This window comes from Streptomyces sp. NPDC085866, from assembly GCF_044541035.1.
In the GTDB taxonomy this organism is placed as follows: domain Bacteria; phylum Actinomycetota; class Actinomycetes; order Streptomycetales; family Streptomycetaceae; genus Streptomyces.
The window spans coordinates 35,389-60,181 of sequence record NZ_JBITSQ010000012.1 but is presented as its reverse complement, the minus strand read 5'-3'; the positions used below and the strand labels follow the sequence as shown (position 1 = coordinate 60,181).

The following is a 24,793-nucleotide window of genomic DNA, read 5'->3' as shown; positions in this document are numbered from 1 at the left end:
TATGGAAACACTGCGTGAGCGCAAGAAGCAGCGCACCCGGAACGCTCTGCTGCGCTCCGCCCTCGAACTGTTCACGACCCAGGGGTACGAGCGGACGACCGTCGACGAGATCGCCGAGGCCGTCGATGTCTCGCAGCGCACCTTCTTCCGCTACTTCGCCGGCAAGGAGGACGTGGCCTTCGCCGTCCAGGACCTGGCGGAGGCCCGCTTCGTGGCGGCGGTGCGGGAGCGGCCGGCGCACGAGACCCCGATGGAGACGCTGCGGCAGGCCGTGCTGGAGGGCTGGGACGGGCTGCGCGAGGCCGTCGAGGCGGTCGTACCGGTCGAGTTGTACGTGCGCATGTACCGGACGATCGAGTCGACCCCGTCCCTGCTCGCCGCCCATCTGCTGCGCTCCGTGGCCACGGAGGAGACCCTCGCGCGGCTGCTCGCCGAACGGGAGGGCGTCGACGTGGACGCCGACCCGCGGCCGCGGCTGGCCGTGGCCGTCTTCGGCGGGGTGATAAGGGTCACCGAGCGGCAGTGGAGCACGGGCGACGACTTCAGCCTGGAGGCGATCCGCGAACTCACCGCGTCGTACCTCGATCAGGTGGGTTCGGCACTCACCGGGAACTGGCGTATCACCTGAGGCCGTTCGGGGTTCGTTCGACGTCTCACGAAACGTGATACCTGTCACTCGGTTACCCCGAGACCCTCCCGTTCTCCTAGTGTGTCCTCCCAGTGACTTCCTTCGATACCTCCCCGCAACTCAACGTCTGGCGCATGCTGCTCGCGCTGGCCGTGGTGTTCGTGATGCTCGCGACCACTGGCTGGACCGCGCTGCGCAGTCACCGGGAAGCGAGCGAGCTGCAGGCCTCGCTCGCCAAGTGGGAGCACGGCAGCATCCACGGCCTGCACCTGCCGGACCCCGAGGGCTCCCCCGCGCGGCTCGCCCGCTTCTTCGCCTCGCTCACCCCGCACGAGCAGGACCGCCTCGCCCACCGCTACCCCCTCGCGGTCGGCAACATGAACGGCGCGCCCGTCTCGCTGCGCTACCGCGCCAACCACGTCGCGCTGGAGCAGGCGCGCAAGGTCGAGAAGAAGCGCATGCACGACAGCCGGCTCAGCGCGGCCGGGCAGCAGGAGGCGGGCCGCCGTATGCACCGCTACGAGTCGCTGCTGAACCCCGAGCGGCAGATCCTCGCCTTCGACCCCGAGGGGTCGGGCCGGGTCGCCGAGGTGTTCGGGAACCTGACCAGGGCCGAGCGGATCTCCGTCGTCGTCCCCGGCGTCGACACCGACCTGCTCACCTTCCAGCGCACGAACCGCAGGTACAGCGCCCCGGTCGGCATGGCCAAGGCCCTGTACGCGGCCGAGCGGGAGCAGAGCCCCACGACCCGTACGGCCGTGATCGCCTGGGCCGACTACACCGCGCCGGACGGACTCGGCGTGGACGCGGCCACGGGGCATCGTGCCGCGGAGGGCGCCCTGCGCCTGAACGCGCTGCTGGACGCCCTGCCCGGCAAGGCTCCGGTGTCGATGTTCTGCCACAGCTACGGCTCGGTGGTCTGCGGGGTCGCCGCGCACGGCATGCCTCGCCGGGTGACCGACATAGCGGTGGCCGCGAGCCCCGGCATGCGGGTCGGCCAGGCCTCCGGCCTGGGCACCTCGGCCCGGGTGTGGGCGATGCGGGACGCCACCGACTGGGTGCAGGACGTGCCGTACCTGGAGGTCGGCGGGCTCGGGCACGGCGCCGACCCGGTCTCCTCGTCGTTCGGCGCGCGGGTACTGTCGGCGCGGGACGCGCAGGGTCACGCAGGCTATTTCCAGCCTGGTACGGACAGCCTGCGCAACCTCGCCGACATCGGGGTGGGCGCGTACGACGCGGTCACCTGCGCACGCGAGAACGATGCGTGCCGGGCCGGTCTGCCCCGCACGTCGATGGCCCAACGCGCGTAGAAACAGCAGGAAGTGCGGTCTGCGCGGGTGGCGACGGAGGAGCACGTGCCGCATACGATGAGCCGCATGGGTGACGTACTGGCGGGTTTTCATGCCGTCTGGGAGTTCGAGTCCGACTCCGTGCTCATCCGCTACGAACGGGGGATTCGAACACCGAAGCTGTTCCAGGCGCTGGGCGAGCGGCGGATCCCGCTGTCCGCGCTCGAGGAAGTGACTCTCACGCCGGGCAAGCGCGGCACCGTCGCACTGCGGCTGCGGCCGCGCGTCGGGGCCGACCCACTGTGGGAGGCGGCGGCCGGGCAACTGCGCGAGGGATCCGACCCGTACCGGCTGGCGCTGCCGGCCGAGCGGTCGACGCTCGCCGAGTACTACGCCGACGAGCTGAAAGTACTGCTGACCGAATCCGGTCCCACCGACCGGTACCTGGTGGCCGCGCCGGAGGCACCGCTGCAGTTCAAGGCGTACGACGGGAAGGCGTCCTTCGACGGGACGACCGTGCAGTTCCGGTGGTCCTGGACGGGGGCGTCCTCCACGAAGTGGAAGGCCGGGGACCAGAGCTTCGCGGTCGCCGGCCTCAGCGGGGTGGAGTGGCGGTCGCCGGAGGTCTTCGAGGGACATCTACGGCTGCTGCCCCGCGAGGGCGGCTCCGCCCGGCCGACGCAGCCCGACCAGGATCCGGCGTCCGTGGTCTTCGGGCTCGGATACGGCCCGGTGCACGAGTCGCTGCCGTTCGCGGCGGCCGTCCTGGAGGCCGTACGCACCCGTGGTCCGGTCCCGGCGGTACCGGCCCCGGCACGCCGGGACCCGGCCGACATCGCCGAGCGGATCCGCCACCTCGGGGAGCTGCACCAGGCGGGGCTCCTCACGGACGAGGAGTTCTCGTCGAAGAAGGCGGAACTGCTGGCCGAGCTGTAGTCAGCGCTCCGTGGAGTAGAAGCTGATCTTCCGGTCCAGCACCGAGAGGGTGTCGTGCAGCTCCGCGATCCTGGCCAGCACGTCCCGGCGGGTCGATTCCAGCAGGGCCTGGCGTTCCGGGTAGGTCGTCTCGCCCTCGCGCACCAGTTCCGCGTAGCGGACCATGTCCGCCACCGGCATGCCGGTCAGGCGGAGCTTGGTCACGAAGTCCAGCCAGTCCAGGTCGCGGTTGCTGTAGCGGCGCTGGCCGGTGTGGGAGCGGTCGATGTGGGACATCAGCCCGATCCGCTCGTACCAGCGCAGGGTGTGCGCGGTCAGGCCGGTGAAGGCGACGACCTCGCTGATCGTGTAGCGGTCCTGACCGTCGGGGCGGGGGTGGCGCCGGGGCGGGGCTGCGCAGATGTCGGTACTGCTCGCGTTCTCCTCGGTCTGCATCACCGTCATGGCCCCCACGCTATGGCCTTCGAGTGCACTCCAAGCAAGCAGAACCCGGTAAGAAATACCCACGACGGGCCCGGGGTGCGGTCGTTGGCGTGCGGGACATGACTCTCGTACGCAGGGCGCTGCCCGAGGACGCCGAGGAAGTGCTGCGACTGCGGCAGGTGATGATCGATTCGATGGCGGGCGCCGACCCTTCCACCGACTGGCACGAGGGGGCCGGGACGGTCGACTACCGGATCGGGAAGGCGGGCGATCCGTTCGGGACGGTCGGGTTCGTCTTCAGTGTGGCCACCGATCCGGGCACTCCCCCACGCTCGAATTCGCTCGCGCGGGAGGTACCCCCATCGCCGGGGGTACGCGCGCGTGCATGGACACGCTGCTGGACTGGTTCCGCGAGCGCGGCGCCGGTCGCGTCCACCTCACCGCGTCCGCCGAGGCCGCGCCGCTCTACGCCGACCTCGGCTTCCTCCCCAAGCACGACCCTTTGATGGAGCTGAAGCTCTGAGCGCTTAGGCTCGACGGCATGTCGCTGAAGAGCCTCGCGTTGATCGAGAACTGGCCGGTTCCCACCGCCGCGGCCGGTGCCGTACGGGCCGACGGGACCGTCCTCGGGACCCATGGGCCCGTCGGGCACCGGTTTCCGCTGGCCTCGGTGACCAAGCCGCTGGCGGCCTACGCGGCGCTGGTCGCGTACGAGGAGGGTGCCGTCGAGCTGGACGAGCCGGCCGGGCCGGCCGGGGCGACCGTCCGTCATCTGCTCGCGCACACCTCCGGGCTGGCCTTCGACGAGCACAAGGTGATGGCGCCTCCCGGGGAGCGGCGGCTGTACTCCAACGCCGGGTTCGAGCAGCTCGGGGATCACATCGCCAAGGCGACGGACATTCCGTTCGCGGAGTATCTGCGGCAGGCGGTGCTGGAGCCGTTGGGGATGACGCAGACCTCACTCGACGGGTCCCCCGCCAAGGACGGCGTTTCGACGGTGGACGACCTGCTGCGGTTCGCGGCGGAGGTGCAGGCACCCAGGCTGTTGGACCCGCGTACGGTTGCCGAGGCGATGACGGTGCAGTATCCGGGGACGAAGGGTGTCCTCCCTGGCTACGGGCACCAGAACCCCAACGACTGGGGACTGGGCTTCGAGATCCGTGACTCCAAGTCGCCGCACTGGACGGGGTCTTCGTCCTCGCCGCGCACCTTCGGGCACTTCGGCCAGTCCGGTACGTTCCTGTGGATCGACCCGGATGCCGGGGTGGCCGGCGTTGCCCTGACGGACCGCGCGTTCGGCCCCTGGGCGATCGAGGCGTGGCCGGTGTTCACGGACGCGGTGCTCTCCGAGCTGCGCGGCTGACCTTTCGACTGCGGGCCGGTGGGGGCTGGTCGCGCAGTTCCCCGCGCCCCTGGGGAGTTGCAGCGCCCGTACCAGCATGCGCAGCGGCACCCCCGCCGGCGCGGGCAGGCGAAACCCACCCCCGCCCAACAGCCCCCAGGCACCCGCAGCCGAACGACCCCCTTACGGCGCCATCTCCCACAGCAGCAGTTCCGCCGACGTGACCCCGACCGCTTCCACACCTTCCGCGGCCGTGATCCGGGCCGAGTCCCCGGAGCCCAGCGTCTCCCCCGCCAAGCGGACCTCGCCGCGCACGACGTGGACGTACACATGCGCCGCGTCCGGCACAGCCGTCCGCTCCCCCGGGGCCAGGCGGCGGACGTGGAGCATCGCGCCGGCGGCCGGGACCGCGTACGGGGTGGAGTCGGCGATGCCCGGGACGATCGCGTAGGACGGCTCTCCGCCGGGGGCCAGGGGGGCCAGCCACATCTGGAGGAAGGTCAGGGGGGTGGAGCCGTCGTTGCGCTCCACGTGGCGGACGCCCGCCGCCGCGCTGAGGTGCTGGACGTCTCCGGGACGGACCCGGGTCTCGTGGCCCGTGGAGTCGCGGTGGGTCAGTTCGCCCTCGACGACCCAGGTGACGATCTCCGTGTGGCTGTGCGGGTGCTCGTCGAAGCCGGCGCCGGGGGCGAGCCGCTCCTCGTTGCAGGCGATCACCGCGCCGAAGCGCAGGTTCTCGGGGTCGTAGTGCGGGCCGAAGGAGAAGGCGTGGCGGGTGTCGATCCCGGTCCCGGGGTCCCCTCCGGGGTAGCGCTCTGCGGCGCGCCGTACGTCCATCACGGCACCACCGTAGACCGCACGCACACCTCCTCGGCCCGGCGGGGCGTCTCACCTGCTGACCCCGGCGACGCACGCTCAGGTCCGGATAAGGCAGTCTTGTCCACGTGCCCGAACCCGAATCCCGTCACAGCGAACCCGCAGCACACGTCCTCCACCCGCACTCCGCGACCCTGAAGCGGCTGGAGAAGTCCTCCGGGAGCCTCGCCGCGCAGGCCATCGCTCGCATGGACGAGAGCCTGCCGTGGTACCGGGCCATGCCCCCGGAGAACCGTTCCTGGATCGGGCTCGTGGCCCAGGCGGGCATCGCCGCCTTCACCGAGTGGTTCCGGCATCCCGATGCTCCGCAGGCGATCTCGACGGATGTCTTCGGGACGGCGCCCCGTGAGCTGACCCGGGCCATCACGCTGCGGCAGACCGTGGAGATGGTGCGGACCACCATCGAGGTCATGGAGAGCGCCATCGACGAGGTGGCGGCGCCCGGCGACGAGAACGTGCTGCGCGAGGCGCTGCTCGTGTACGCCCGCGAGATCGCCTTCGCCACCGCCCAGGTGTACGCCCAGGCCGCCGAGGCACGCGGTGCCTGGGACGCGCGGCTGGAGTCGCTCGTCGTCAACGCCGTGCTGAGCGGGGAGGCCGACGAGGGGGCCGTCAGCCGGGCCGCCGCGCTCGGCTGGAACTCGCCCGAGCATGTGTGTGTCGTACTCGGGACCGCTCCCGACGGGGACAGCGAGCTGACCGTGGAGGCGATCAGGAGGGCGTCGCGGCACGCCAAGCTCCAGGTGCTCACCGGGGTGCTCGGCGACCGGCTCGTCGTCATCGCAGGTGGGAGCGCGAATCCGCTGGCCGTCGCCAAGTCGCTGATCGGGCCGTTCGCGGCCGGACCGGTCGTCGCCGGGCCCGTCGTACCCGATCTGCTGGCCGCGACGCGGTCCGCGCAGGCCGCCGCCGCGGGGCTGAAGGCATGTTCCGCCTGGCAGGACGCGCCGCGGCCGGTGCTGGCGGACGATCTGCTGCCGGAGCGCGCCATGGCGGGCGATCCGGGCGCCCGCGAGCAGCTGGTGGAGGAGATCTACAGACCGCTGGAAGAAGCTGGTTCGGCGCTCCTGGAAACGCTGAGTGTCTACCTGGAGCAGGCGAGCAGCCTGGAGGGCGCGGCCCGGATGCTCTTCGTTCACCCGAACACCGTGCGCTACCGGCTCCGACGTGTGACAGACGTCACCGGCTGGTCGCCTTCGGATGTACGATCCGCCTTCACACTGCGGATCGCGCTGATCCTGGGGCGTCTGGCCGAAGGAGACGCCCAACCCTAGGCTTTTGTCGGGGGCCCACAAAAGCCCCCCGTGTTCTTCGTCCCTGTCCTCACGGGCGGCCGTGGCCGTCCCCAAGAGAGAGTGTGAGAGTGCTCGTACTCGTCGCTCCCGGCCAGGGCGCCCAGACGCCCGGCTTCCTGACTCCCTGGCTCGACCTCCCCGGTGCCGCCGACCGTGTCGCCGCATGGTCGGACGCCATCGGACTGGACCTGGTCCACTACGGCACCCAGGCCGACGCGGACGCCATCCGCGACACCGCGGTGGCGCAGCCGCTGCTGGTCGCCGCCGGCATCCTGTCCGCCGCGGCACTCGGTGACATCTCCGAGATCGCCCCGGGCGCCGTCGCCGGCCACAGCGTCGGTGAGATCACCGCCGCCGCCTTCGCGGGCGTCCTGGACGACACCGCCGCGCTCGGCCTCGTCCGCAGGCGCGGTCTGGCCATGGCCGACGCCGCCGCGATCACCGAGACCGGTATGTCCGCGCTGCTCGGCGGTGACCCCGAGGTCTCCGTCGCGCACCTGGAGAAGCTGGGCCTGACCCCCGCGAACGTCAACGGCGCGGGCCAGATCGTCGCCGCGGGCACGCTGGAGCAGCTCGCCGTGCTGAACGAGGACATGCCCGAGGGCGTCCGCAAGATCGTCCCGCTGAAGGTCGCCGGCGCCTTCCACACGCACCACATGGCTCCTGCCGTGGACGCGCTGGCCAAGGCCGCCGCGGAGCTGTCCCCCGGCGACCCGAAGGTCACCTACGTCTCCAACAAGGACGGCCAGACCGTCGCCACCGGCGCCGAGGTGCTGGAGCGGCTGGTCGGCCAGGTCGCCAACCCGGTGCGCTGGGACCTGTGCATGGAGACGTTCAAGGCACTGGGTGTCACCGCGCTCATCGAGGTGTGCCCCGGCGGCACGCTGACCGGCCTGGCCAAGCGGGCCCTTCCGGGCGTCAAGACGCTGGCCCTGAAGACCCCCGACGACCTCGACGCGGCCCGCGAGCTCATCGCAGCAGCAGCTGATTCCGCTGCTGCCGCAGCGGGCGCCGACGCTTAAGGAGCCGTACCGATCATGGCGAAGATCAAGCCCAGCAAGGGCGCCCCGTACGCGCGCATCCTCGGTGTCGGCGGCTACCGGCCGGTCCGGGTCGTGCCCAACGAGGTGATCCTGGAGAAGATCGACTCGTCCGACGAGTGGATCCGTTCGCGCTCCGGCATCGAGACCCGGCACTGGGCCGGCCCCGACGAGACGGTCGCCGCGATGGCCATCGAGGCCTCCGGCAAGGCGATCGCCGACGCGGGCATCGCCGCCGAGCAGATCGGCGCCGTGGTCGTCTCGACCGTCTCGCACTTCAGCCAGACCCCGGCCGTCGCCACCGAGATCGCCGACAAGCTGGGCACCGACAAGGCCGCCGCCTTCGACATCTCGGCGGGCTGCGCGGGCTTCGGCTACGGCCTCACCCTCGCCAAGGGCATGGTGGTGGAAGGTTCCGCCGAGTACGTGCTCGTCATCGGCGTGGAGCGGCTGAGCGACCTGACCGACCTGGAGGACCGGGCCACGGCCTTCCTGTTCGGTGACGGCGCCGGCGCGGTCGTGGTCGGCCCCTCCCAGGAGCCGGCGATCGGCCCGACCGTGTGGGGCTCCGAGGGCGACAAGTCCGAGACCATCAAGCAGACGGTCCCCTGGGACCGCTTCCACGTCGGAGACCTCTCCGAACTGCCCGTCGACAGCGAGGGCAACGTCAAGTTCCCTGCGATCACGCAGGAGGGCCAGGCGGTGTTCCGCTGGGCCGTGTTCGAGATGGCGAAGGTCGCCCAGCAGGCGCTGGACGCGGCCGGAATCACCCCGGACGACCTGGACGTCTTCATTCCGCACCAGGCCAACGTGCGGATCATCGACTCGATGGTGAAGACGTTGAAGCTGCCGGAGCACGTCACGGTCGCCCGTGACATCCGCACCACCGGCAACACCTCGGCCGCCTCGATTCCGCTCGCGATGGAGCGGCTCCTGGCGACCGGGGAGGCGAAGAGCGGCGACACCGCGCTCGTCATCGGATTCGGGGCGGGTCTCGTCTACGCCGCCACGGTCGTTACCCTCCCCTAGGCACTCCGTGCCGGATCATGCGAACCGGTACGGGATCATCTGCCACAAACCTCTGGATTATCGAAGAAGGAGCGCCAACATGGCCGCCACTCAGGAAGAGATCGTCGAAGGTCTCGCCGAGATCGTGAACGAGATCGCCGGCATCCCGGTTGAGGACGTCCAGCTGGACAAGTCCTTCACCGACGACCTGGACGTCGACTCGCTGTCCATGGTCGAGGTCGTCGTCGCCGCCGAGGAGCGCTTCGACGTCAAGATCCCCGACGAGGACGTCAAGAACCTCAAGACCGTCGGCGACGCCACCGACTACATCCTCAAGCACCAGGCCTGAGCCACCCCTTAGGTCACAGCTGCAAGGCCCCGCCACCCGGCGGTGGCGCCGTATGAATCCCGCATCCGTTGGAGAAAGAATTCCCGTGAGCCCGACCAATCGCACCGTGGTCGTCACCGGTATCGGCGCAACCACACCGCTGGGTGGCGACGCAGCTTCGTTCTGGGAGGCCCTGCTCGCCGGCAAGTCCGGCGTCAGCGTCCTCGAGCAGGACTGGGCGGCCGAACTGCCGGTCCGTATCGCCGCGCAGATCGCCGTCGAGCCGGGCGAGATCATCCCCCGCCCGCAGGCCCGCAAGCTGGACCGGTCCGCGCAGTTCGCGCTGATCGCCGCTCAGGAGGCCTGGAAGGACGCCGGATTCACCGCCAAGGCCGGTGAGGACGTGTCCGTGAACCCCGACCGGCTGGGTGCGGTCATCGCCTCCGGAATCGGCGGTGTGACGACGCTCCTGGACCAGTACGACGTGCTCAAGGAGAAGGGCGTACGCCGTGTCTCCCCGCACACCGTGCCGATGCTGATGCCCAACTCCCCGGCGGCCAACGTCGGAATCGAGCTGGGTGCCCGCGCCGGTGTGCACACCCCGGTCTCGGCCTGCGCCTCGGGCGCGGAGGCCATCGGGTACGCGATCGAGATGATCCGCACCGGGCGTGCGGACGTGGTCGTGGCCGGTGGTACCGAGGCCGCCATCCACCCGCTTCCCATCGCCGCGTTCGGCAACATGATGGCGATGTCCAAGAACAACGACGACCCCGAGGGCGCCTCGCGTCCGTACGACTCGGGCCGCGACGGCTTCGTGCTCGGCGAGGGCGCCGGTGTGATCGTCCTGGAGTCCGAGGAGCACGCGAAGGCCCGCGGTGCCCGGATCTACGCGGAGGCGGTCGGCCAGGGCATCTCCGCCGACGCCCACCACATCACGCAGCCCGAGCCGTCCGGCAACGGGATCGCGCACGCGCTGCAGAACCTGCTGGACAGCACGGACCTGAAGCCGGCCGAGATCGTGCACGTGAACGCGCACGCCACCTCCACGCCGCAGGGTGACGTGGCCGAGATCAAGGCGCTGCGGAAGGTGTTCGGCGACGACGTCGACCACATGGCGATCTCCGCCACCAAGTCGATGACGGGTCACCTGCTGGGTGGCGCCGGTGGTATCGAGACGGTCGCCTCGATCCTGGCGCTGGTGAACCGTACGGCTCCGCCGACGATCAACGTGCGCGAGCTGGACCCCGAGGTCAACGCGGACGTCGTCGTCGGTGAGGCGCGTCAGCTGCCCGAGGGACGGATCGCCGCGCTGAACGACTCGTTCGGCTTCGGCGGACACAACGTGGTCCTGGCGTTCCGGACCATCTGAGAGACGTGAGCGAAGGGCCCCCGCCGACAGGCGGGGGCCCTTCCTCGTGTTCCGGTACTCACACCACCTGGTGCAACCACCGCACCGGTGCTCCCTCTCCCGCGTACCTGAAGGGCTCCAGTTCGTCGTCCCACGGCTTGCCGAGCAGCTTGGAGAGTTCTGCTTCCAGGTCGGTCTCTCCGCGCTGGCTGCGGAGCAGGGCCGCGCGGAGGCGGTCCTCGGGGATGAGGATGTCGCCGTGGATGCCGGTGACGGCGTGGAAGATGCCGAGGTCCGGGGTGCAGCTGTAGCGCTCGCCCTCGGCGGTGGGGCAGGGCTCGGCGGTGACCTCGAAGCGCAGCAGGTGCCAGCCGCGCAGGGCGGAGGCCAGCTTGGAGGCCGTGCCCACCTCGCCCTGCCAGGAGAACTCCGAGCGCCAGGTGCCGGGGGCCGCGGGCTGCCGGATCCAGTCGAGGTTGACGCGCGTGCCGAGCACCCCGGCGACGGCCCACTCGACGTGCGGGCACAGCGCGCGCGGCGCGGAGTGCACGTACAGAACTCCACGTGTCGTCACCGGAACCTCCGGGCAGAGCGGGACATCTTGCGGACTGGCTGGGCGGCAGTGGCGCGACGGCCGCGTTGATGGCGAGGCTACCCTGCGGCGGCGCAAGGAGTGTGACGTACCGTCGGTCCCAGTGCCAGGAAACTCCCGCCATTCACCCAGGGGGACGCTTGTACGGGGGTGAGCCGTTCCAAGGTCCCCGGGCCGGGAACCCTCGCGCGTTGTTATGGGAGGGAGCACTGCACGTCGAGCGAGGGGATCAGCAGGGATGCGGAAGCGAAGCCACCGTGCGCGGGCTGCCCTTGCCGTCGTGGCGGCGGCCGTGCTGAGCACGGCGGGGTGTGACGCCTTCGGTGGTGGCGGTGACGGTACGAAGGATTCCGGGGCGAGCGCGTCCCGCCCCTCGCCCCGGCCCACGCCGGTGTGGAACCGCAGCCCGGACTCGATCGCGGCGGTCGGGGACTCCATCACCCGCGGGTTCGACGCGTGCACGGTGCTCTCCGACTGCCCCGAGGTGTCGTGGGCGACGGGCAGCGACGCCAAGGTGGACAGTCTGGCGGTGCGGCTGCTGGGGGTGACGGGGGCGGCGGAGCGCAGCTGGAACTACGCGGTGACCGGTGCCCGGATGGCCGACCTGCCGGAGCAGATGGGCCAGGCAGCCGCCCGCGCCCCCGAGTTGGTGACGGTGATGATCGGCGCGAACGACGCGTGCCGCTCGTCGGCCCGGGCGATGACCTCGGTGGCCTCCTTCCGCGCGGACTTCGAGGAGTCGCTGGCCACCTTGCGCGCGGCGCTGCCGAAGACGCAGGTGTACGTGGCGAGCGTGCCGAACCTGAGGCGGCTGTGGTCGCAGGGCCGGACGAACCCGCTCGGCAAGCAGGTGTGGAAGCTGGGCATCTGCCCGTCGATGCTGGGGGACGCGGACGACCTGACCGGCAAGGCCACGCTGCGCCGGGACAAGGTGCAGAAACGGGTGGAGGCCTACAACGCGGTGCTGAAGGACGTGTGCGCCAAGGACCGCCGCTGCCGCTTCGACCGGAACGCGGTCTTCGACTACCGCTTCGACATGGAACAGCTCAGCCACTGGGACTGGTTCCACCCGAGCCGGACCGGCCAGGCACGGCTCGCCGAGATCGCCTACCGCACGGTGACCGCGGAGCAGCGGTGACCTAGGGTTTCTCACATGAGCGAACTTTTCGGCACACTTTCCGACGGCACCCCGGTGCACCGCTGGACGCTGGAGCGGGCCGGGGTGCGGGTGCGGGTGTTGTCGTACGGCGGGATCGTGCAGTCGGTCGAGGTCCCGGACCGGGACAGGCGTTCGGCGGACGTGGTGCTGGGGTTCCCGGGGCTCGACGGCTACCTGGAGCATCCGGAGCCGTTTCTCGGCGCTCTGGTCGGCCGGTACGCCAACCGCATCGCGGGCGGCCGCTTCCCCCTGGACGGCTGCACGTACGCGCTGGAGCGGAACAGCGGTCCCAACTCGCTGCACGGTGGCGCACAGGGGTTCGACAAGCGGGTGTGGGAGGTCGAGCCCGTCGAGGACGGGCTGCGGCTGAGCCGGGTGAGCCCGCACGGCGAGGAGGGGTTCCCGGGCCGGCTGGAGGTGACGGCCACGTACACACTGGACGCGTCCGGTGCGCTGCGGATCGCCTACGAGGCCGTCACGGACGCGCCGACGGTCATCAACCTCACCAACCACACGTACTGGAACCTGAGCGGCTCCGGCCACGCGGGCGGCCACGAACTGCGGCTGGCCGCCTCCCGCTACACCCCGGTGGACACCGACCTGATCCCCACCGGAGCACTGACGGACGTCTCCGGCTCCCGCTTCGACTTCCGTACGGCCCGCAAGGTGGGCTCCGGCTACGACCACAACTACGTGCTGGACAAGGGTGTGACCGAGGCGGCCGAGGACGTGGCCGAGCTGTACGACCCGGCGTCGGGCCGGGTGCTCACCGTGGCCACGACCGAGCCCGGCCTCCAGCTCTACACCGCCGATCACCTCGCGGCCCCCTTCGCCCCCGGCGACGGCATCGCCCTGGAGACCCAGCACTTCCCGGACTCCCCGAACCACCCGGACTTCCCGAGCACCGAGCTGCGACCGGGCCGGGCCTTCCGCTCGGAGACGGTGTACGGCTTCGGCGTGCGGGGCTAGCAGCGGCGGCGCTGCCTGACCGCACGATTGCCCCGGTCCAGGGGTCAGGTCCCGGACCGGGGCGGTTCGTGGGGGCTTTGTCCCCGGTGTGTGGGGACTGTCCCGGATCAGACGTTAATCGGCGCGGTGAGCTTGTGGTCGGCGATCGAGCGGGCAGCGGTGATCTCGTACGAACCCTTCACACATGCCCACGCCTTCGCCGTGTCGTCCCAGACCTCGAAGGCGCGGCGGGGCAGTTCGACCCTCACCTCGACGCTCTCGCCGGGTCCGGCCTCGGCGCCCGCGAATCCGGCCAGGAAGCGTGCCGGGCGCCGGGGGCCGGGCTCGGCCGGGGCGACGTAGATCTGGACGACCTCGCGGCCGGGCCGGCCGCCGGTGTTGCGCAGCCGGACGCGGGCGGTGGTGCCGTCCGTCTCCAGGGCCTCGTAGGTCCAGTCGGTGTAGCCGAGGCCGTGGCCGAAGGGGTACGACGGGGTGCGGTCGGCCTCCTCCCAGGCGCGGTAGCCGATGAGCAGGTCCTCGGTGTAGGGCAGTTCGCCGTCGGCGGGGACGACCTGGGTGACGGGGGCGTCGGCGAGGGAGCCCCAGGTGGTGGGGAGGCGGCCGCCGGGCTCGTGGGCGCCGGTCAGCACGTCGGCGAGGGCGGCGCCGCCCTCCTGGCCGGGGAACCAGGTCAGCAGCACGGCGGCGACCTCGTCGCGCCAGGGCAGTTCGACCGGGGAGCCGGAGTTGACGATCACGACGGTGTTCGGGTTGGCGGCGGCGACGGCGCGGACCAGGTCGTCCTGGCGGCCGGGGAGACGGAGGTCGGTGCGGTCGAAGCCCTCGGACTCGACGCGGTCTGTGGTGGCGACCATGACGACGGCCGTGTCGGCGCCGCGGGCGGCCTCGACGGCCTCGGCGATCAGCTCGTCGGGGTCGCGCTGGGGGCCGGAGTGGGCGAGGCCGAAGGTGACGACCTTCATGCGGATGTTCTCGGGGAACCGGACCACGTAGGTCAGGGAGACGTCGACCGGTTCGCCCGCGACGAGTTCGGCCTGGGCACGGGGCACCGGGGGCGCGAAGAGGGTCTCGAAGGGGCCCTCGCTCTCGGGGCGCTGGACGTCGTCGTAGTACGTCGTCCCGTCGACGGTGAGGGTGAAGGCGCCCATGCCCTTGATGCCGAGGGTGTGCGGGCCGGACTCGTGCGGGGTGAACGTGCCGGTCAGCTCGACGGTGTGCAGGGTGTCGTGTGTGACGCCCTCGGGGAGGTCGGCGCCCATCCACTGGATCTGGCCGCCCGGGGCGGTACCCGTGCCGATGACGTTGCCGTCGGTGTCCCGGCAGACCGCGCGGAGCGTGAAGCCCTGGCCTGCGGGGGCGAGTTCGGTGGACGGGTCGGCGCCGACGGCGTAGGTGAGGGTGCCCTCGGGGAGGGCGGCGGTGAGGCCGTCGAGCGGGGACACGATCCGGGCGGGGAAGACGGTGGCGGAGCCGCCGCCGAGGACGCGGGCGTCGCGGGCGGCGGCGCCGATCAGGGCGACCGTGCCGGACGTCAACGGGAGTGCGCTGTTCTCGTTGCGCACGAGAACGAAGGAGCGGCGGGCGATCTCGCGGGCCAGGGCCTCGCCGTCGACCGGCGCGGGCGGCTCGGCGACGACGGGTTCGGCGCCGTCCAGGATGCCGACGCGGGCCGCCAGGCGCAGTACCCGGCGTACGGCCGCGTCGACGGTGGCCTCGGCGACCCGGCCGTCCCGGACGGCCCGGGCGAGGGCCTCGCCGTAGACGGTCTCGGGGCCGGGCATGGCGACGTCGAGGCCGCCCTCGATGTCGCCGACGGTGTCGCGGGCGGCCATCCAGTCCGAGACGTTGAAGCCGTCGAAGCCCCACTCGCCGCGCAGGACTTCGTTGACCAGGTAATGGTGCTCGGTCATCGTCGTGCCGTTGACCTGGTTGTAGGCGGTCATGATCCCCCAGGGGTGGGCGTTCGCGACGATCGCCTCGAAGGGGGCCAGGTACAGCTCGCGCAGCGCGCGTTCGGAGACCAGGTTGTTCACGGTGAAGCGGTCGGTCTCGGCGTCGTTGGCGACGAAGTGCTTGACGGTGGCGCCGACGCCGCCGGACTGGACGCCGGTGACATAGCCGGAGCCGATCTCGCCGGTCAGGTACGGGTCCTCGCTGTACGCCTCGAAGTGGCGGCCGCCGAGCGGGGAGCGGTGCAGGTTCACGGTCGGCGCGAGCAGGACGTGGACTCCCTTGCGGCGGGCCTCCTGGGCGAGCAGCACGCCTGCGCGGCGGGCGAGGGCCGGGTCCCAGGTGGCGGCGAGCGCGGTCGGCGAGGGCAGGGCGACGGAGGGGTCGTCGGCGGTCCAGCGCACGCCCCGGACGCCGATCGGGCCGTCGGACATGACGAGGGACTTCAGGCCGATCTCCGGCAGGGCGGGCAGGGTCCACATGTCCTGCCCGGCCAGCAGCCGTGCCTTGGCGTCGAGATCGAGCCGTCCCAGCGCGGCCTCCACGACCGTCTCACGGGCCTCGTCTGCGCGCGCCCTGCCTGTCTCCGCCACGGCGGTACCTCCTCGCTGAGTGCCTTGGACCCTCCTCATCCTGCATCCGTCACCTGTAGAGCGGTAGGTTTTGTCATCTTGTCGTTATATTGACGGGGTGGGGATGTCGTACGGTGACGTCATGAACGCGAGGGTCAGGAGCGAGGAGCGGCGCGCGGAGATCGTGGGGGCGGCCCTGGAAGTGATCGCCGAGCGCGGCTACCGGGGGGCGAGCCTGGCCGCCGTGGCCGAGCGGGTCGGGCTGACCCAGCAGGGGCTGCTGCACTACTTCCCGACGAAGGACGCCCTGCTGGTGGCCGTGCTCCAGGAGCGGGACCGGTGGGACGCGGTGCCGGACACCCGGTGGCGGGTCGACCTGCTGGCCTCGCTGGTCGAGTACAACGCGATGCGCCCGGCCATCGTCCAGACGTTCTCGGCGCTGCTCGGCGAGAGCGTGACGGAGGGCCACCCGGCGCGCTCCTACTTCACCGAGCGCTACGCCCAGGTCCGCGAGAGCATGACGGCGGTCCTGCGCACCGAGTACGGCGACCGGCTGCCGGGCGGCCTCACTCCCGAGCGCACCGCCCCCCTGCTCATCGCGGTGATGGACGGCCTCCAGTACCAGTGGCTGCTGGACCCGGAGTCGGTCGACATGCCGGGCGCGTTCCGTGACTTCCTGCGCCTGCTGGGCGAGCCGGTGGAGTGAGAGACCCTTCCTTCCACGGGCACCCTGGGCTGCTGCCGGCCGAGGCAGGATGGCCGGATGCGGCCGACGGGGCTGCAACCCCTTAGGGGCGCGGGGAACCGCGCGACCAGCCCCCACCGGCCCGCACCATGGCGTGGACCACTCCCCCCACGCGATACTTCCGCCGTCCCTCGCACCACGCGTCCCGCAGCGACGGAAGGACTCCAACTCCCGTGACCTCGTTACGTATACGGACCGCCGTGCTCGGCATGGCCCTGCTGGCCGGGCTGTCGACTCCCGCCACGACGGCCTGTGCCACCCAGGCTGCCGCCTCCTCCCCGACCGTCGAGGAGCAGCGGCTCGACAAGGCCGTGCCGCAGGAGATCCTCCGTCGTTCCGGATTCGACGGCGTGGCACCGGAGTTCGCCGACGCTCTGGAGCGCGCGCACTCCTACACGCAGGCCCGCCGCATCGTCGTACGCGAGGGGTCCGCGCTGTGGCGACGAGCCGTGGAGCGGGCACAGGGGCAGGGGCCGGTGGGCGGTGACCTGAGCCGGGACGACGACCGGCCGCTGTACTGGGCGCGTCTCGGGATGACCCGGGAAGTGCGCACCTGGACGCCGGAGTTCAGTCTCACCGACACCCAACGGTTCGCCCTGATGGATCAGTTGGAGCGCACCTCGCGCGGTCAGACCGACATCCGCTATCCCGGGCAGCCGCGCCTCAGGCGCGTCCTCCTCACCGGTTTCGACCCCTTCACGCTCGACCGGGACATCCGTATCTCCAACCCCTCCGGGGCGAGTGCGCTGGCGCTGGACGGCACGGTGATCGAGACGGCCGAGGGTCCGGCCCGGGTGGAGACGGCCGTGTTCCCCGTGCGCTGGCAGGACTTCGCGGACGGCACGGTGGAGCGGACGCTCCGGCCCTACCTGCCGGAGGTCGATCTGTTCACCACCGTGAGCCAGGGCCGGGTCGGGCGCTTCGACATCGAGCGCAGCAACGGCGCCTGGCGGGGCGGCTTCCCGGACAACGACAACATCTCCCGCACCGAGACCGTCCCCGTCGCCGATCCGGCCGCACAGCCCCAGTGGACGACCACGACCCTGCCGTACGCCGCCATCACGGCCGCGGACACGGGCCGGTTCCCGGTGTACGACCACACGGAGGTGACCGAGGTCCCGGCGGGCGGCACCGATCCCGTCGTACGGCCGGACGGCCCGACCGCCGGCTCGACGGCCCGCGCGGGAGGCGGCGGCAACTACCTCTCCAACGAGATCGCCTACCGCGCGACCCTGCTCCGGGACCGTCTCGGCCTGCACGACACGCTGCCGGGCGGCCATGTGCACACACCCGTGCTGCAGTTCGGCACGAACAACACCGACCCGGCCACGGGCACGGTGACCGACCCGGAGTTCGTCCGGAACCGGCTGGACATCATCGCGCAGGTGCGGTCGATCGTGACCGTGGCGGCCGAGGCCACGTTCAGGAGGTGACCCGCTCGCCGTCCTCGGCGTCCTCCTCCTCGGCGCTCTCCTCGCCCAGCAGGTCGCGGGCGAGGAGGGTCGCCCCCGCGACCGCGCCCGGCATCAGGAACACCGCGACGAACGGGACCAGGAAGGCCAGGCCGAGGGGCGTGCCGAAGCCCCAGACCAGGGACTTGCGGGAGCGGAGCAGGGTGAGGCGGGCGCGGAGTTCGACCCCGCGGCGCTGGAGGGCCACGGCGGTCAGTTCCTCGGTGAGGAAGAAGCCGGTGACGAAGAAGCCGAGCACCGGGACGACCGTCTGACCGACCACGGGCAGGAAGCCGAGACCGAAGAGGAGGACGCCCCACAGCAGGGCCCGGACCAGGATCCGCAGGCTGTCACGGGCCGAGATCCACAGCTCGCGCCAGAGCGGGAGGCCGGACCGGGGTGCGGTGCCGTCGGGCGAGACGTCCTCGTCGACCTTCTCCGACAGGCTCTCGTAGAAGGGCTGGCCGATCAGCAGGGTGACGGCCGTGAAGGTGAGGACGGCCAGCAGCAGGCCGAGCGCGAAGAGGACGACCGTGAGGAAGCCGCGGAACAGACCCTGCCAGGGGCTCGACCAGTCGTCCGCGAACGGGGTCGCCCAGGCGACACCGCCCTCGCCCCACACGGCGAGCGCGACCAGCGCCGCCGCGTACAGGACCAGCGTGATCAGGCCGGGCAGCAGGCCGAAGCCGTACTGCTTGCCGTGCCGGCCCACCCACCGCTGGCCCTTGAGGAGATAACCGAAACCCACCCCGAGATCGCGCATGGGGAAACCCTATCGGGGACGCCGTTGGCTTGTTCATGACCTTGTCCGGGCCTGCGGGCGGGCGCTACGCGTCCAGCATGCGGCGCAGCAGGTCCCTGAGGGAGCTTCGCTCCTCGTCGGTGAGGCCGGCCAGGGGCTCGCGGGCGAAGCGCAGGCCCTCGCGCAGGTCGCGGGCGACCCGGAGGCCCTCGTCGGTGGGGGCGGCCAGCTTCACCCGGCGGTCGGCGGGGTCGGGGCGGCGCGCCACCAGGCCGCGCACCTCCAGGCGGTCCACGATCCCGGTCACGTTCGACGGCTCGCATTTCAGCTTCTGGGCCAGCTTGCGCATCGGCAGCGGCTCCAGCGACAGCAGGCTGAGCAGGCGCGCCTGCGGACCGGTCAGTGCGTGCTCGCCCGCCGCCAGCTCGTAGTCCGCGTAGAAGCGGGCCACGACATCCCCGATCAACTCGACGACCTCCATGGTCACGGCGTCGGGGCGGCGGGTCTTCTCTGGGGTGGACATGGAGTCCAGGATACCCGGTTACTTGACATCATGAAATATTCAGGCGCATGGTTGTTTCAGATACTGAAGTAAATCTGAAAGGCACTGTCATGATCAACCGCGAATGGCACCTGCTCAGCCGCCCGGTCGGCTGGCCGAAGCCCGAGGACTTCGCCCTGGTCGAGACGGAGGTCCCGACGCCGGGTGAGGGCCAGGTTCTGGTACGGAACAAGTACCTCTCCGTGGACCCGTACATGCGCGGCCGGATGAGTGCCGCGAAGTCGTACGCCGCCCCCTTCGAGCTGGGCAAGGTCATGCAGGGCGGCGCGGTCGGCGAGGTCGTCGCCTCCAACGCCGAGGGCATCGCGGTCGGCGACCACCTCCTGCACTTCTTCGGCTGGCGGGAGTACGCGGCCTTCGATGCGCAGCACGCCGTCAAGGTCGACCCCGCGGCCGCACCGCTGTCGACGTACCTCGGCGTGCTCGGCATGACCGGCCTGACCGCCTACGCCGGCCTGCTGCGCACCGCCTCCTTCAAGGAGGGCGATGTCGTGTTCGTGTCCGGCGCCGCGGGTGCCGTGGGCAGCCAGGTCGGGCAGATCGCCAAGCTCAAGGGCGCCTCGCGGGTCATCGGCTCGGCCGGCTCCGACGAGAAGGTCAAGCTGCTGGTGGAGGAGTACGGCTTCGACGCCGCCTTCAACTACAAGAACGGCCCGGTGGCCGAGCAGCTGCGCGAAGCCGCTCCCGACGGCATCGACGTCTACTTCGACAACGTCGGCGGCGACCACTTGGAGGCGGCCATCGGCTCGCTCAACCAGGGCGGCCGGATCGCGGTCTGCGGCATGATCTCCGTCTACAACAACACCGAGCCCGCCCCCGGCCCGAGGAACCTCACCCGGCTGATCCAGACCCGCGGCCGCATCGAGGGCTTCCTGGTCGGCGACCACTACGACCTGCAGCCGCAGTTCGTGGCCGAGGTCGGCCCCTGGGTGGCCTCCGGGCAGCTGAAGTACCGCGAGACCGTCGTCGAGGGCATCGAGAACAACCTGGAGGCGTTCCTCGGGGTCCTGCGCGGCGACAACACCGGCAAGATGATCGTCAAGCTCTGACAAGCCCTGACCCCTGGCCTGAGCTTTCCGGCATGCGGTAACTTCTTTCCGAAATCTGCCGTCGATCGTGGGCGCGAGTCACGGCGGACCGAGGAGGAAGACAACCGCATGCCCATCCAGCAGTCCGACGTCCTGTACACCGCCGTCGCCACCGCGGAAAACGGCCGCGACGGCCGGGTCGCCACCGACGACGGCAAGCTCGACGTCGTCGTGAACCCGCCCAAGGAGATGGGCGGCAACGGCGCCGGCACCAACCCCGAGCAGCTGTTCGCCGCCGGGTACAGCGCCTGCTTCCAGGGCGCGCTCGGCGTGGTCGCCCGGCAGGAGGGCGCCGACGTCTCCGGCTCGACCGTCACCGCGAAGGTGGGGATCGGGCGGAACGAGGAGGGGTTCGGGATCATCGTGGAGATCTCCGCGAACATCCCGAACGTCGAGGAGAGTACCGCGCGGGAGCTGATCGAGAAGGCGCACCAGATGTGCCCCTACTCGAAGGCGACGCGTGGCAACATCACCGTGACGCTGGTCTGAGAACCGTCGTTGCGTACAACGGCAGCCGCATCCTTGGACGTGGGGTGCGGCTGCGCTGCGCCGGCTTTGGCGCGGGTGGCGTCTGCCGGGTGCGGTGAGAGTTCGGGTGCGGGTGCGTCGTGGCTGGTCGCGCAGTTCCCCGCGCCCCTTAGGTAGTTGGCGCTGCCCGGTGTGTCGTCGCCACGAACCTTTCGTTTTCTGGGGCCGCCCCTCCCGGGAAAGCGAACCGTCGGCGCGTGTAGCCGTAGGCCAGGCCGCTGCGGGGGTCCGCGAAGGCCTGGGAACCTGCTGCTCCGCTGTGGCCGATCGCGCCGGCGCCCAGGAACGGGTACCAGGTGTCGGCCGTGGCCTGGAAGCCGAGGCCGTACGACTTGTGGGTGCGGGCCACCAGGTCGTACCCGACGGAGTGCAGCTGGCCGAACTCCGCGACCGTGTCCTCCTTCAGCAGCGGCGCCTTGCCGTCGATCTCGCTGATCATCGCCGCGTACATCCCGGCCAGGCCGCGCGCCGAGGCGACACCGCCGACCGAAGCCGGGCCCTTGGCGCGGACGCCGCGCTCGTTCGGCAGGGCGACCAGGTCGGTCGGCTCGGGCGCGTGCCGGTTGAAGGCGATCGCGGAGAGGCTGTGCGGTCCGGACGGCAGCGCGTCGAGCACCGCCTGCTGCTCGGGGGTCGGCAGCATCGGCTGGACCGTACGGAAGCGGGGCTCGCGGGAGACCGGCAGGCCCAGGTGGAAGTCCAGGGCGTAGGGGGCGCGCACCCGCTCCTCGTACAGCTCCTGGATCGTGCGGCCCGTCGCCCGCCGGACCACCTCGCCGGTCAGCGCGCCGATCACCAGCGCGTGGTAGCCGAAGGCCGTGCCCGGCCGCCAGAACGGGCGCTGGTCGGCGAGGCGTTCGGCCAGCGCACGGTCGTCGGCCAGCTCGGCCGCGCTGAAGCCGGTGTCGGTGCCGACCAGGCCGGCGCGGTGCGCGAGGACGTCGCGCAGGGTCAGCGCGCCCTTGCCCTCGGCGCCGAACTCCGGCCAGTAGTAGGTGACTTTGCGGTCCAGCTCCAGCGTGCCGTCCTGCACGAGCAGGGCGGCGACGAGATGGGCGGCGCCCTTGGTGGACGAGAACACGCCGTACAGCGAGTCCCCGTCGGCGCCCTCGCCCGCCCACAGGTCGACGACCCGCCGGCCGTGGACGTAGGCGCACAACTGGCCCTCGTAGTCGTCCCGCTCCGCGGCGACGAAGGCGGCGAACTCCTCGCGCACCGCTTCGAATCCTTCGGCGACCGTGCCGTGCACGGTGATCTCCTGCGTCATCCGCTCTCCTCCACTGAGCTGCTGCTCGCTGCTCGCTGCCCCCCCTGTGCACAACGCCCGTTCCGCCGTCGCGCGTTCCCTGGATCGTGTACGGCGAGATGTACCTGTCCGACTCAACCGCCCGGAAGGCGGGTTGGTGTCGTCGATACCCCGGATGGCCGATGGCACGGGGTGGTACGTGACAGGGGGGATCCCGGTGAGGGATCGAAGGAGGGGTCGGCGGTGCGGCGCGCCGGGAAGCGGCCGCCTACGTGCACCACCACAGGAAGCGGTTGCACGTCTTCGTCGGCGACGGCAGCGGAGTCGGGTCCGAGGTCGTCGGGTCGGCCGTGGGAGTGGACGTCGGCCGGGAGGTGGCCGGGGCGGTCGGCGCCGCGCTCGGCCCGCCCGCGCCCGACGTGGCCGACTGCTCCGCCTGATCCGTGGCGGACGGGGACTTGGAGGCCTTGTCCTTCGGTGACTTGGAGGCGGAGGCCGAGGCCGAGGCGTCCGCGGAGGCGGAGGCGCCCGCCTTCCCCGCGGCGCCCGAGACGTCGTCGAGGGGGTTCGCCGTCCGGTCCGGGGACGCGGAGGAGGTACCGCCGTCCGCCGACGTGTCCGCGGACGTCGCCGGCTCGTCGCTGGAGAAGGGGGAGAAGGGGGCGTCGGTGCCGAGTTCGGCGACGCTGAGGCCGCCGGCCGCCAGCACGAGGCCGGCGGCGATCAGCACGGTACGGCGACGACGGCGCCGGTGCGCGGCGGCCTTGCGATCGCGACGGCTGGCGTCGGCGGCGCCTGGGCCGCTGTCCGCCTCGCCGCCGCCCGTGGCTCCACCGCGGCCCCGGCCGCGCGACTGCCGCCGGGCGGCACGGCCCCCGGGCTCGCCGGGGGCGTCATCGGCGTCGCCCTGTGCCTCGTCATGAGCGTCGTCGGGGAAGTCCTGTTCGGCGTAGTCGTGCGAGCCGGTGCGGCTGTCCGCTCCGTCGTACGCGTACCCGTCCGGGCCCGCGGACGCGTACGCGTCCGCGGCCTCCGCGGCGCCGAACTGCGTGGGCACGCGCGGGGCCTCGTGGGGGTAGTAGGCGGCCTGTCCGGCGTAGTGCTGGGCCGCTGCACTCGTGAAGGTTTCCTGACCGTACGGACTCGCCGTCGCACCCCCGTGTCCGTGCGCGACGGGCGCGTCCGCGCGCGCGGCGAGAGAGGGCGCCGGCGCCCCGCACCCGGGGCAGGCCAGGGCGCCGTTGAGGTGCCGTTGGCACGGGTGGCAGAAGTCCATGACGCCGGAAGACTAGATTCCCCGCCGGTCACGTTCCTAGGCGCGACTGTGAAGGTTTCGTGCGGGACCGAAAAGGTTCTCGAAAGTCTTGTCGAAACCGTTACCCGTTCGACCCATTGACACCCCTACCGCGCCATCCTTACTGTCACGCCAGCATTTCGAACGTGTGACGAAATCTCGAACAGCTGAGGGGCAACTGCCGTGCGTATCACCGGAATCAGCACACACGTGGTCGGGACGCCCTGGCGCAACCTGACCTACGTCCAGGTGCACACCGACGAAGGGATCACGGGAGTCGGCGAGACCCGGATGCTCGGTCACACCGACGCGCTGATCGGCTATCTACGGGAGGCCGAGGCCAACCACATTCTCGGATCGGACCCGTTCGCTGTCGAGGACCTCGTCCGCCGCATGAAGTACGGCGACTACGGCCGGGCGGGCGAGATCGTCATGTCCGGCATCGCGGTCGTCGAGATGGCCTGCTGGGACATCAAGGGCAAGGCCCTCGGCGTACCGGTGTGGCAGCTGCTGGGCGGCAAGGTCACCGACAAGGTCAAGGCGTACGCCAACGGGTGGTACACGACCGAGCGAACGCCCGAGGCGTACCACAAGGCCGCCCAGGGGGTGATGGAGCGCGGGTACAAGGCGCTCAAGATCGACCCGTTCGGCACCGGGCACTTCGAGCTGGACCACGAGCAGACCCTGTACGCCGTGTCGCTCATCGAGGCCGTGCGCGACGCCATCGGTCCGGACGCCGAGCTGATGCTGGAGATGCACGGCCGCTTCTCCCCCGCCACCGCCGTCCGGCTCGCCCACGAGCTGGCGCCGTTCAAGCCGGCCTGGCTGGAGGAGCCGGTGCCGCCGGAGAACCTGAAGGCGCTGGAGAAGGTCGCCGCCAAGGTGGACATCCCGGTCGCCACCGGTGAACGCATCCACGACCGGATCGAGTTCCGCGAGCTGTTCGAGAGCCAGGCCGCGGACATCCTCCAGCCCGACGTCGGCCACATCGGCGGCATCTGGGAGACCCGGAAGCTGGCCGCCACCGCCGAGACCCACTACATGCTGGTCGCCCCGCACAACGTGGGCGGGTCCGTGCTGACCGCCGCCTCGCTCCAAGTCGGCTTCACCTCCCCGAACTTCAAGATCCTGGAGCACTTCAACGACTTCGCGGACGCGGAGATCAAGAAGGTGGTCAAGGGGGCGCCGGAGGTCGTGGACGGCTACTTCCACCTCTCCGACAAGCCCGGTCTCGGCGTCGAGCTGGACACCGCCGCGGCCGCCGAGTTCCCGCAGCAGCAGGCCCGGTTCGACCTGTGGGCCGAGGGCTGGGAGCAGCGCAGGCCGAAGGACTCGAAGTGAGTTCCCAGGTCCTGATCGAGGCGCCGGGCGCACACCGG

At 71.2% G+C, this 24,793-nt stretch carries 24 protein-coding genes and 1 pseudogene; 17 read left to right on the top strand and 8 right to left on the bottom strand.

The features are described 5' to 3' along the window. The first annotated feature begins 1 nt into the window (after position 1). From ACIF83_RS29235 to ACIF83_RS29225, 3 genes are all read left to right on the top strand, one after another. Entirely contained in the window at positions 2-628 is a 627-nt protein-coding gene (locus ACIF83_RS29235) for a TetR family transcriptional regulator (RefSeq protein WP_393465600.1), read from the top strand. Positions 629-720: 92 nt separating this feature from the next. Beyond that, positions 721-1,938, top strand: coding sequence for an alpha/beta hydrolase (locus tag ACIF83_RS29230; protein ID WP_393465597.1), 1,218 nt, complete (start codon positions 721-723; stop codon positions 1,936-1,938). 66 nt (positions 1,939-2,004) lie between these two features. Continuing rightward, positions 2,005-2,853 (top strand): DUF4429 domain-containing protein, encoded by an 849-nt coding sequence (locus ACIF83_RS29225; RefSeq protein WP_393465595.1) that lies wholly within the window; start codon positions 2,005-2,007, stop codon positions 2,851-2,853. On the opposite strand, the gene ACIF83_RS29220 is transcribed toward ACIF83_RS29225, so the two are convergent. After that, positions 2,854-3,297, bottom strand: coding sequence for a MerR family transcriptional regulator (locus ACIF83_RS29220; RefSeq protein WP_393465592.1), 444 nt, complete (start codon positions 3,295-3,297; stop codon positions 2,854-2,856). A 98-nt stretch (positions 3,298-3,395) separates the two neighbouring features. On the opposite strand from ACIF83_RS29220, the pseudogene ACIF83_RS29215 reads away from it, so the two are divergent. Together ACIF83_RS29215 and ACIF83_RS29210 are read left to right on the top strand one after the other, a co-directional pair. Next, positions 3,396-3,799 (top strand): annotated as a pseudogene (locus tag ACIF83_RS29215) (GNAT family N-acetyltransferase). 18 nt (positions 3,800-3,817) lie between these two features. Beyond that, a complete protein-coding gene (locus ACIF83_RS29210) occupies positions 3,818-4,639 on the top strand; it encodes a serine hydrolase domain-containing protein (RefSeq protein ID WP_393465589.1) in 822 nt (273 codons plus the stop codon). A gap of 162 nt (positions 4,640-4,801) precedes the next feature. Here ACIF83_RS29210 and ACIF83_RS29205 read toward each other — a convergent pair whose 3' ends face one another. Next, entirely contained in the window at positions 4,802-5,455 is a 654-nt protein-coding gene (locus ACIF83_RS29205) for a pirin family protein (protein ID WP_393466973.1), read from the bottom strand. Positions 5,456-5,562: 107 nt separating this feature from the next. On the opposite strand from ACIF83_RS29205, the gene ACIF83_RS29200 reads away from it, so the two are divergent. The 5 genes from ACIF83_RS29200 to fabF all read left to right on the top strand — a co-directional run bounded on the left by ACIF83_RS29200 (position 5,563) and on the right by fabF (position 10,534). Then, entirely contained in the window at positions 5,563-6,768 is a 1,206-nt protein-coding gene (locus ACIF83_RS29200; protein WP_393465587.1) for a PucR family transcriptional regulator, read from the top strand. An 89-nt stretch (positions 6,769-6,857) separates the two neighbouring features. Next, positions 6,858-7,811 (top strand): ACP S-malonyltransferase, encoded by a 954-nt coding sequence (locus ACIF83_RS29195; RefSeq protein WP_393465584.1) that lies wholly within the window; start codon positions 6,858-6,860, stop codon positions 7,809-7,811. A gap of 15 nt (positions 7,812-7,826) precedes the next feature. After that, positions 7,827-8,858 (top strand): ketoacyl-ACP synthase III, encoded by a 1,032-nt coding sequence (locus ACIF83_RS29190; RefSeq protein WP_393465581.1) that lies wholly within the window; start codon positions 7,827-7,829, stop codon positions 8,856-8,858. Positions 8,859-8,937: 79 nt separating this feature from the next. Beyond that, positions 8,938-9,186 carry an acyl carrier protein gene (locus ACIF83_RS29185; RefSeq protein WP_046425089.1) on the top strand — a complete coding sequence of 83 codons (249 nt, stop codon included), beginning with the start codon at positions 8,938-8,940 and terminating at the stop codon, positions 9,184-9,186. A gap of 85 nt (positions 9,187-9,271) precedes the next feature. Then, positions 9,272-10,534, top strand: coding sequence for a beta-ketoacyl-ACP synthase II (gene fabF / locus ACIF83_RS29180; RefSeq protein WP_393465578.1), 1,263 nt, complete (start codon positions 9,272-9,274; stop codon positions 10,532-10,534). 58 nt (positions 10,535-10,592) lie between these two features. Here the strand turns inward: fabF and ACIF83_RS29175 are convergent, their stop codons facing one another. Then, the gene (locus tag ACIF83_RS29175) at positions 10,593-11,087 is read right to left on the bottom strand and encodes a DUF3145 domain-containing protein (RefSeq protein WP_145883325.1); all 495 of its coding nucleotides are present in this window, start codon (positions 11,085-11,087) and stop codon (positions 10,593-10,595) included. A 256-nt stretch (positions 11,088-11,343) separates the two neighbouring features. Between ACIF83_RS29175 and ACIF83_RS29170 the strand changes: the two genes are divergently transcribed. Together ACIF83_RS29170 and ACIF83_RS29165 are read left to right on the top strand one after the other, a co-directional pair. After that, the gene (locus tag ACIF83_RS29170; RefSeq protein WP_393465575.1) at positions 11,344-12,243 is read left to right on the top strand and encodes an SGNH/GDSL hydrolase family protein; all 900 of its coding nucleotides are present in this window, start codon (positions 11,344-11,346) and stop codon (positions 12,241-12,243) included. Between the two features lie 15 nt (positions 12,244-12,258). After that, positions 12,259-13,233: an aldose epimerase family protein gene (locus ACIF83_RS29165; protein WP_398137336.1), complete on the top strand. Its 975-nt coding sequence runs from the start codon at positions 12,259-12,261 to the stop codon at positions 13,231-13,233. Between the two features lie 107 nt (positions 13,234-13,340). On the opposite strand, the gene ACIF83_RS29160 is transcribed toward ACIF83_RS29165, so the two are convergent. Then, positions 13,341-15,818, bottom strand: coding sequence for a glycoside hydrolase family 3 protein (locus tag ACIF83_RS29160; protein ID WP_399731302.1), 2,478 nt, complete (start codon positions 15,816-15,818; stop codon positions 13,341-13,343). Between the two features lie 64 nt (positions 15,819-15,882). Between ACIF83_RS29160 and ACIF83_RS29155 the strand changes: the two genes are divergently transcribed. Both ACIF83_RS29155 and ACIF83_RS29150 read left to right on the top strand, forming a co-directional pair. Further along, positions 15,883-16,464 carry a TetR/AcrR family transcriptional regulator gene (locus ACIF83_RS29155; protein ID WP_393466970.1) on the top strand — a complete coding sequence of 194 codons (582 nt, stop codon included), beginning with the start codon at positions 15,883-15,885 and terminating at the stop codon, positions 16,462-16,464. 212 nt (positions 16,465-16,676) lie between these two features. Then, positions 16,677-17,936: a pyroglutamyl peptidase gene (locus tag ACIF83_RS29150; RefSeq protein WP_399731299.1), complete on the top strand. Its 1,260-nt coding sequence runs from the start codon at positions 16,677-16,679 to the stop codon at positions 17,934-17,936. On the opposite strand, the gene ACIF83_RS29145 is transcribed toward ACIF83_RS29150, so the two are convergent. Both ACIF83_RS29145 and ACIF83_RS29140 read right to left on the bottom strand, forming a co-directional pair. Next, complete coding sequence (locus tag ACIF83_RS29145) at positions 17,926-18,717, bottom strand: EI24 domain-containing protein (RefSeq protein ID WP_393465566.1); 792 nt, start codon at positions 18,715-18,717, stop codon at positions 17,926-17,928. The two genes, ACIF83_RS29150 and ACIF83_RS29145, sit on opposite strands and share 11 nt — an antisense overlap. A gap of 64 nt (positions 18,718-18,781) precedes the next feature. After that, positions 18,782-19,219, bottom strand: coding sequence for a MarR family winged helix-turn-helix transcriptional regulator (locus ACIF83_RS29140; protein ID WP_399731296.1), 438 nt, complete (start codon positions 19,217-19,219; stop codon positions 18,782-18,784). Between the two features lie 89 nt (positions 19,220-19,308). Here ACIF83_RS29140 and ACIF83_RS29135 point away from each other — a divergent pair, with 89 nt between their 5' ends. Further along, a complete protein-coding gene (locus tag ACIF83_RS29135) occupies positions 19,309-20,307 on the top strand; it encodes an NADP-dependent oxidoreductase (protein ID WP_393465562.1) in 999 nt (332 codons plus the stop codon). A 108-nt stretch (positions 20,308-20,415) separates the two neighbouring features. Beyond that, positions 20,416-20,835, top strand: coding sequence for an organic hydroperoxide resistance protein (locus tag ACIF83_RS29130; RefSeq protein ID WP_399731293.1), 420 nt, complete (start codon positions 20,416-20,418; stop codon positions 20,833-20,835). Between the two features lie 148 nt (positions 20,836-20,983). On the opposite strand, the gene ACIF83_RS29125 is transcribed toward ACIF83_RS29130, so the two are convergent. Both ACIF83_RS29125 and ACIF83_RS29120 read right to left on the bottom strand, forming a co-directional pair. Then, positions 20,984-22,141: a serine hydrolase domain-containing protein gene (locus tag ACIF83_RS29125; protein WP_393465557.1), complete on the bottom strand. Its 1,158-nt coding sequence runs from the start codon at positions 22,139-22,141 to the stop codon at positions 20,984-20,986. A 247-nt stretch (positions 22,142-22,388) separates the two neighbouring features. Then, on the bottom strand, positions 22,389-23,396 hold the full coding sequence (locus ACIF83_RS29120) for a hypothetical protein (protein ID WP_399731290.1): 1,008 nt from the start codon (positions 23,394-23,396) through the stop codon (positions 22,389-22,391). A gap of 201 nt (positions 23,397-23,597) precedes the next feature. Between ACIF83_RS29120 and ACIF83_RS29115 the strand changes: the two genes are divergently transcribed. Continuing rightward, positions 23,598-24,755: a mandelate racemase/muconate lactonizing enzyme family protein gene (locus tag ACIF83_RS29115; protein WP_399731287.1), complete on the top strand. Its 1,158-nt coding sequence runs from the start codon at positions 23,598-23,600 to the stop codon at positions 24,753-24,755. Positions 24,756-24,793: the final 38 nt, after the last annotated feature.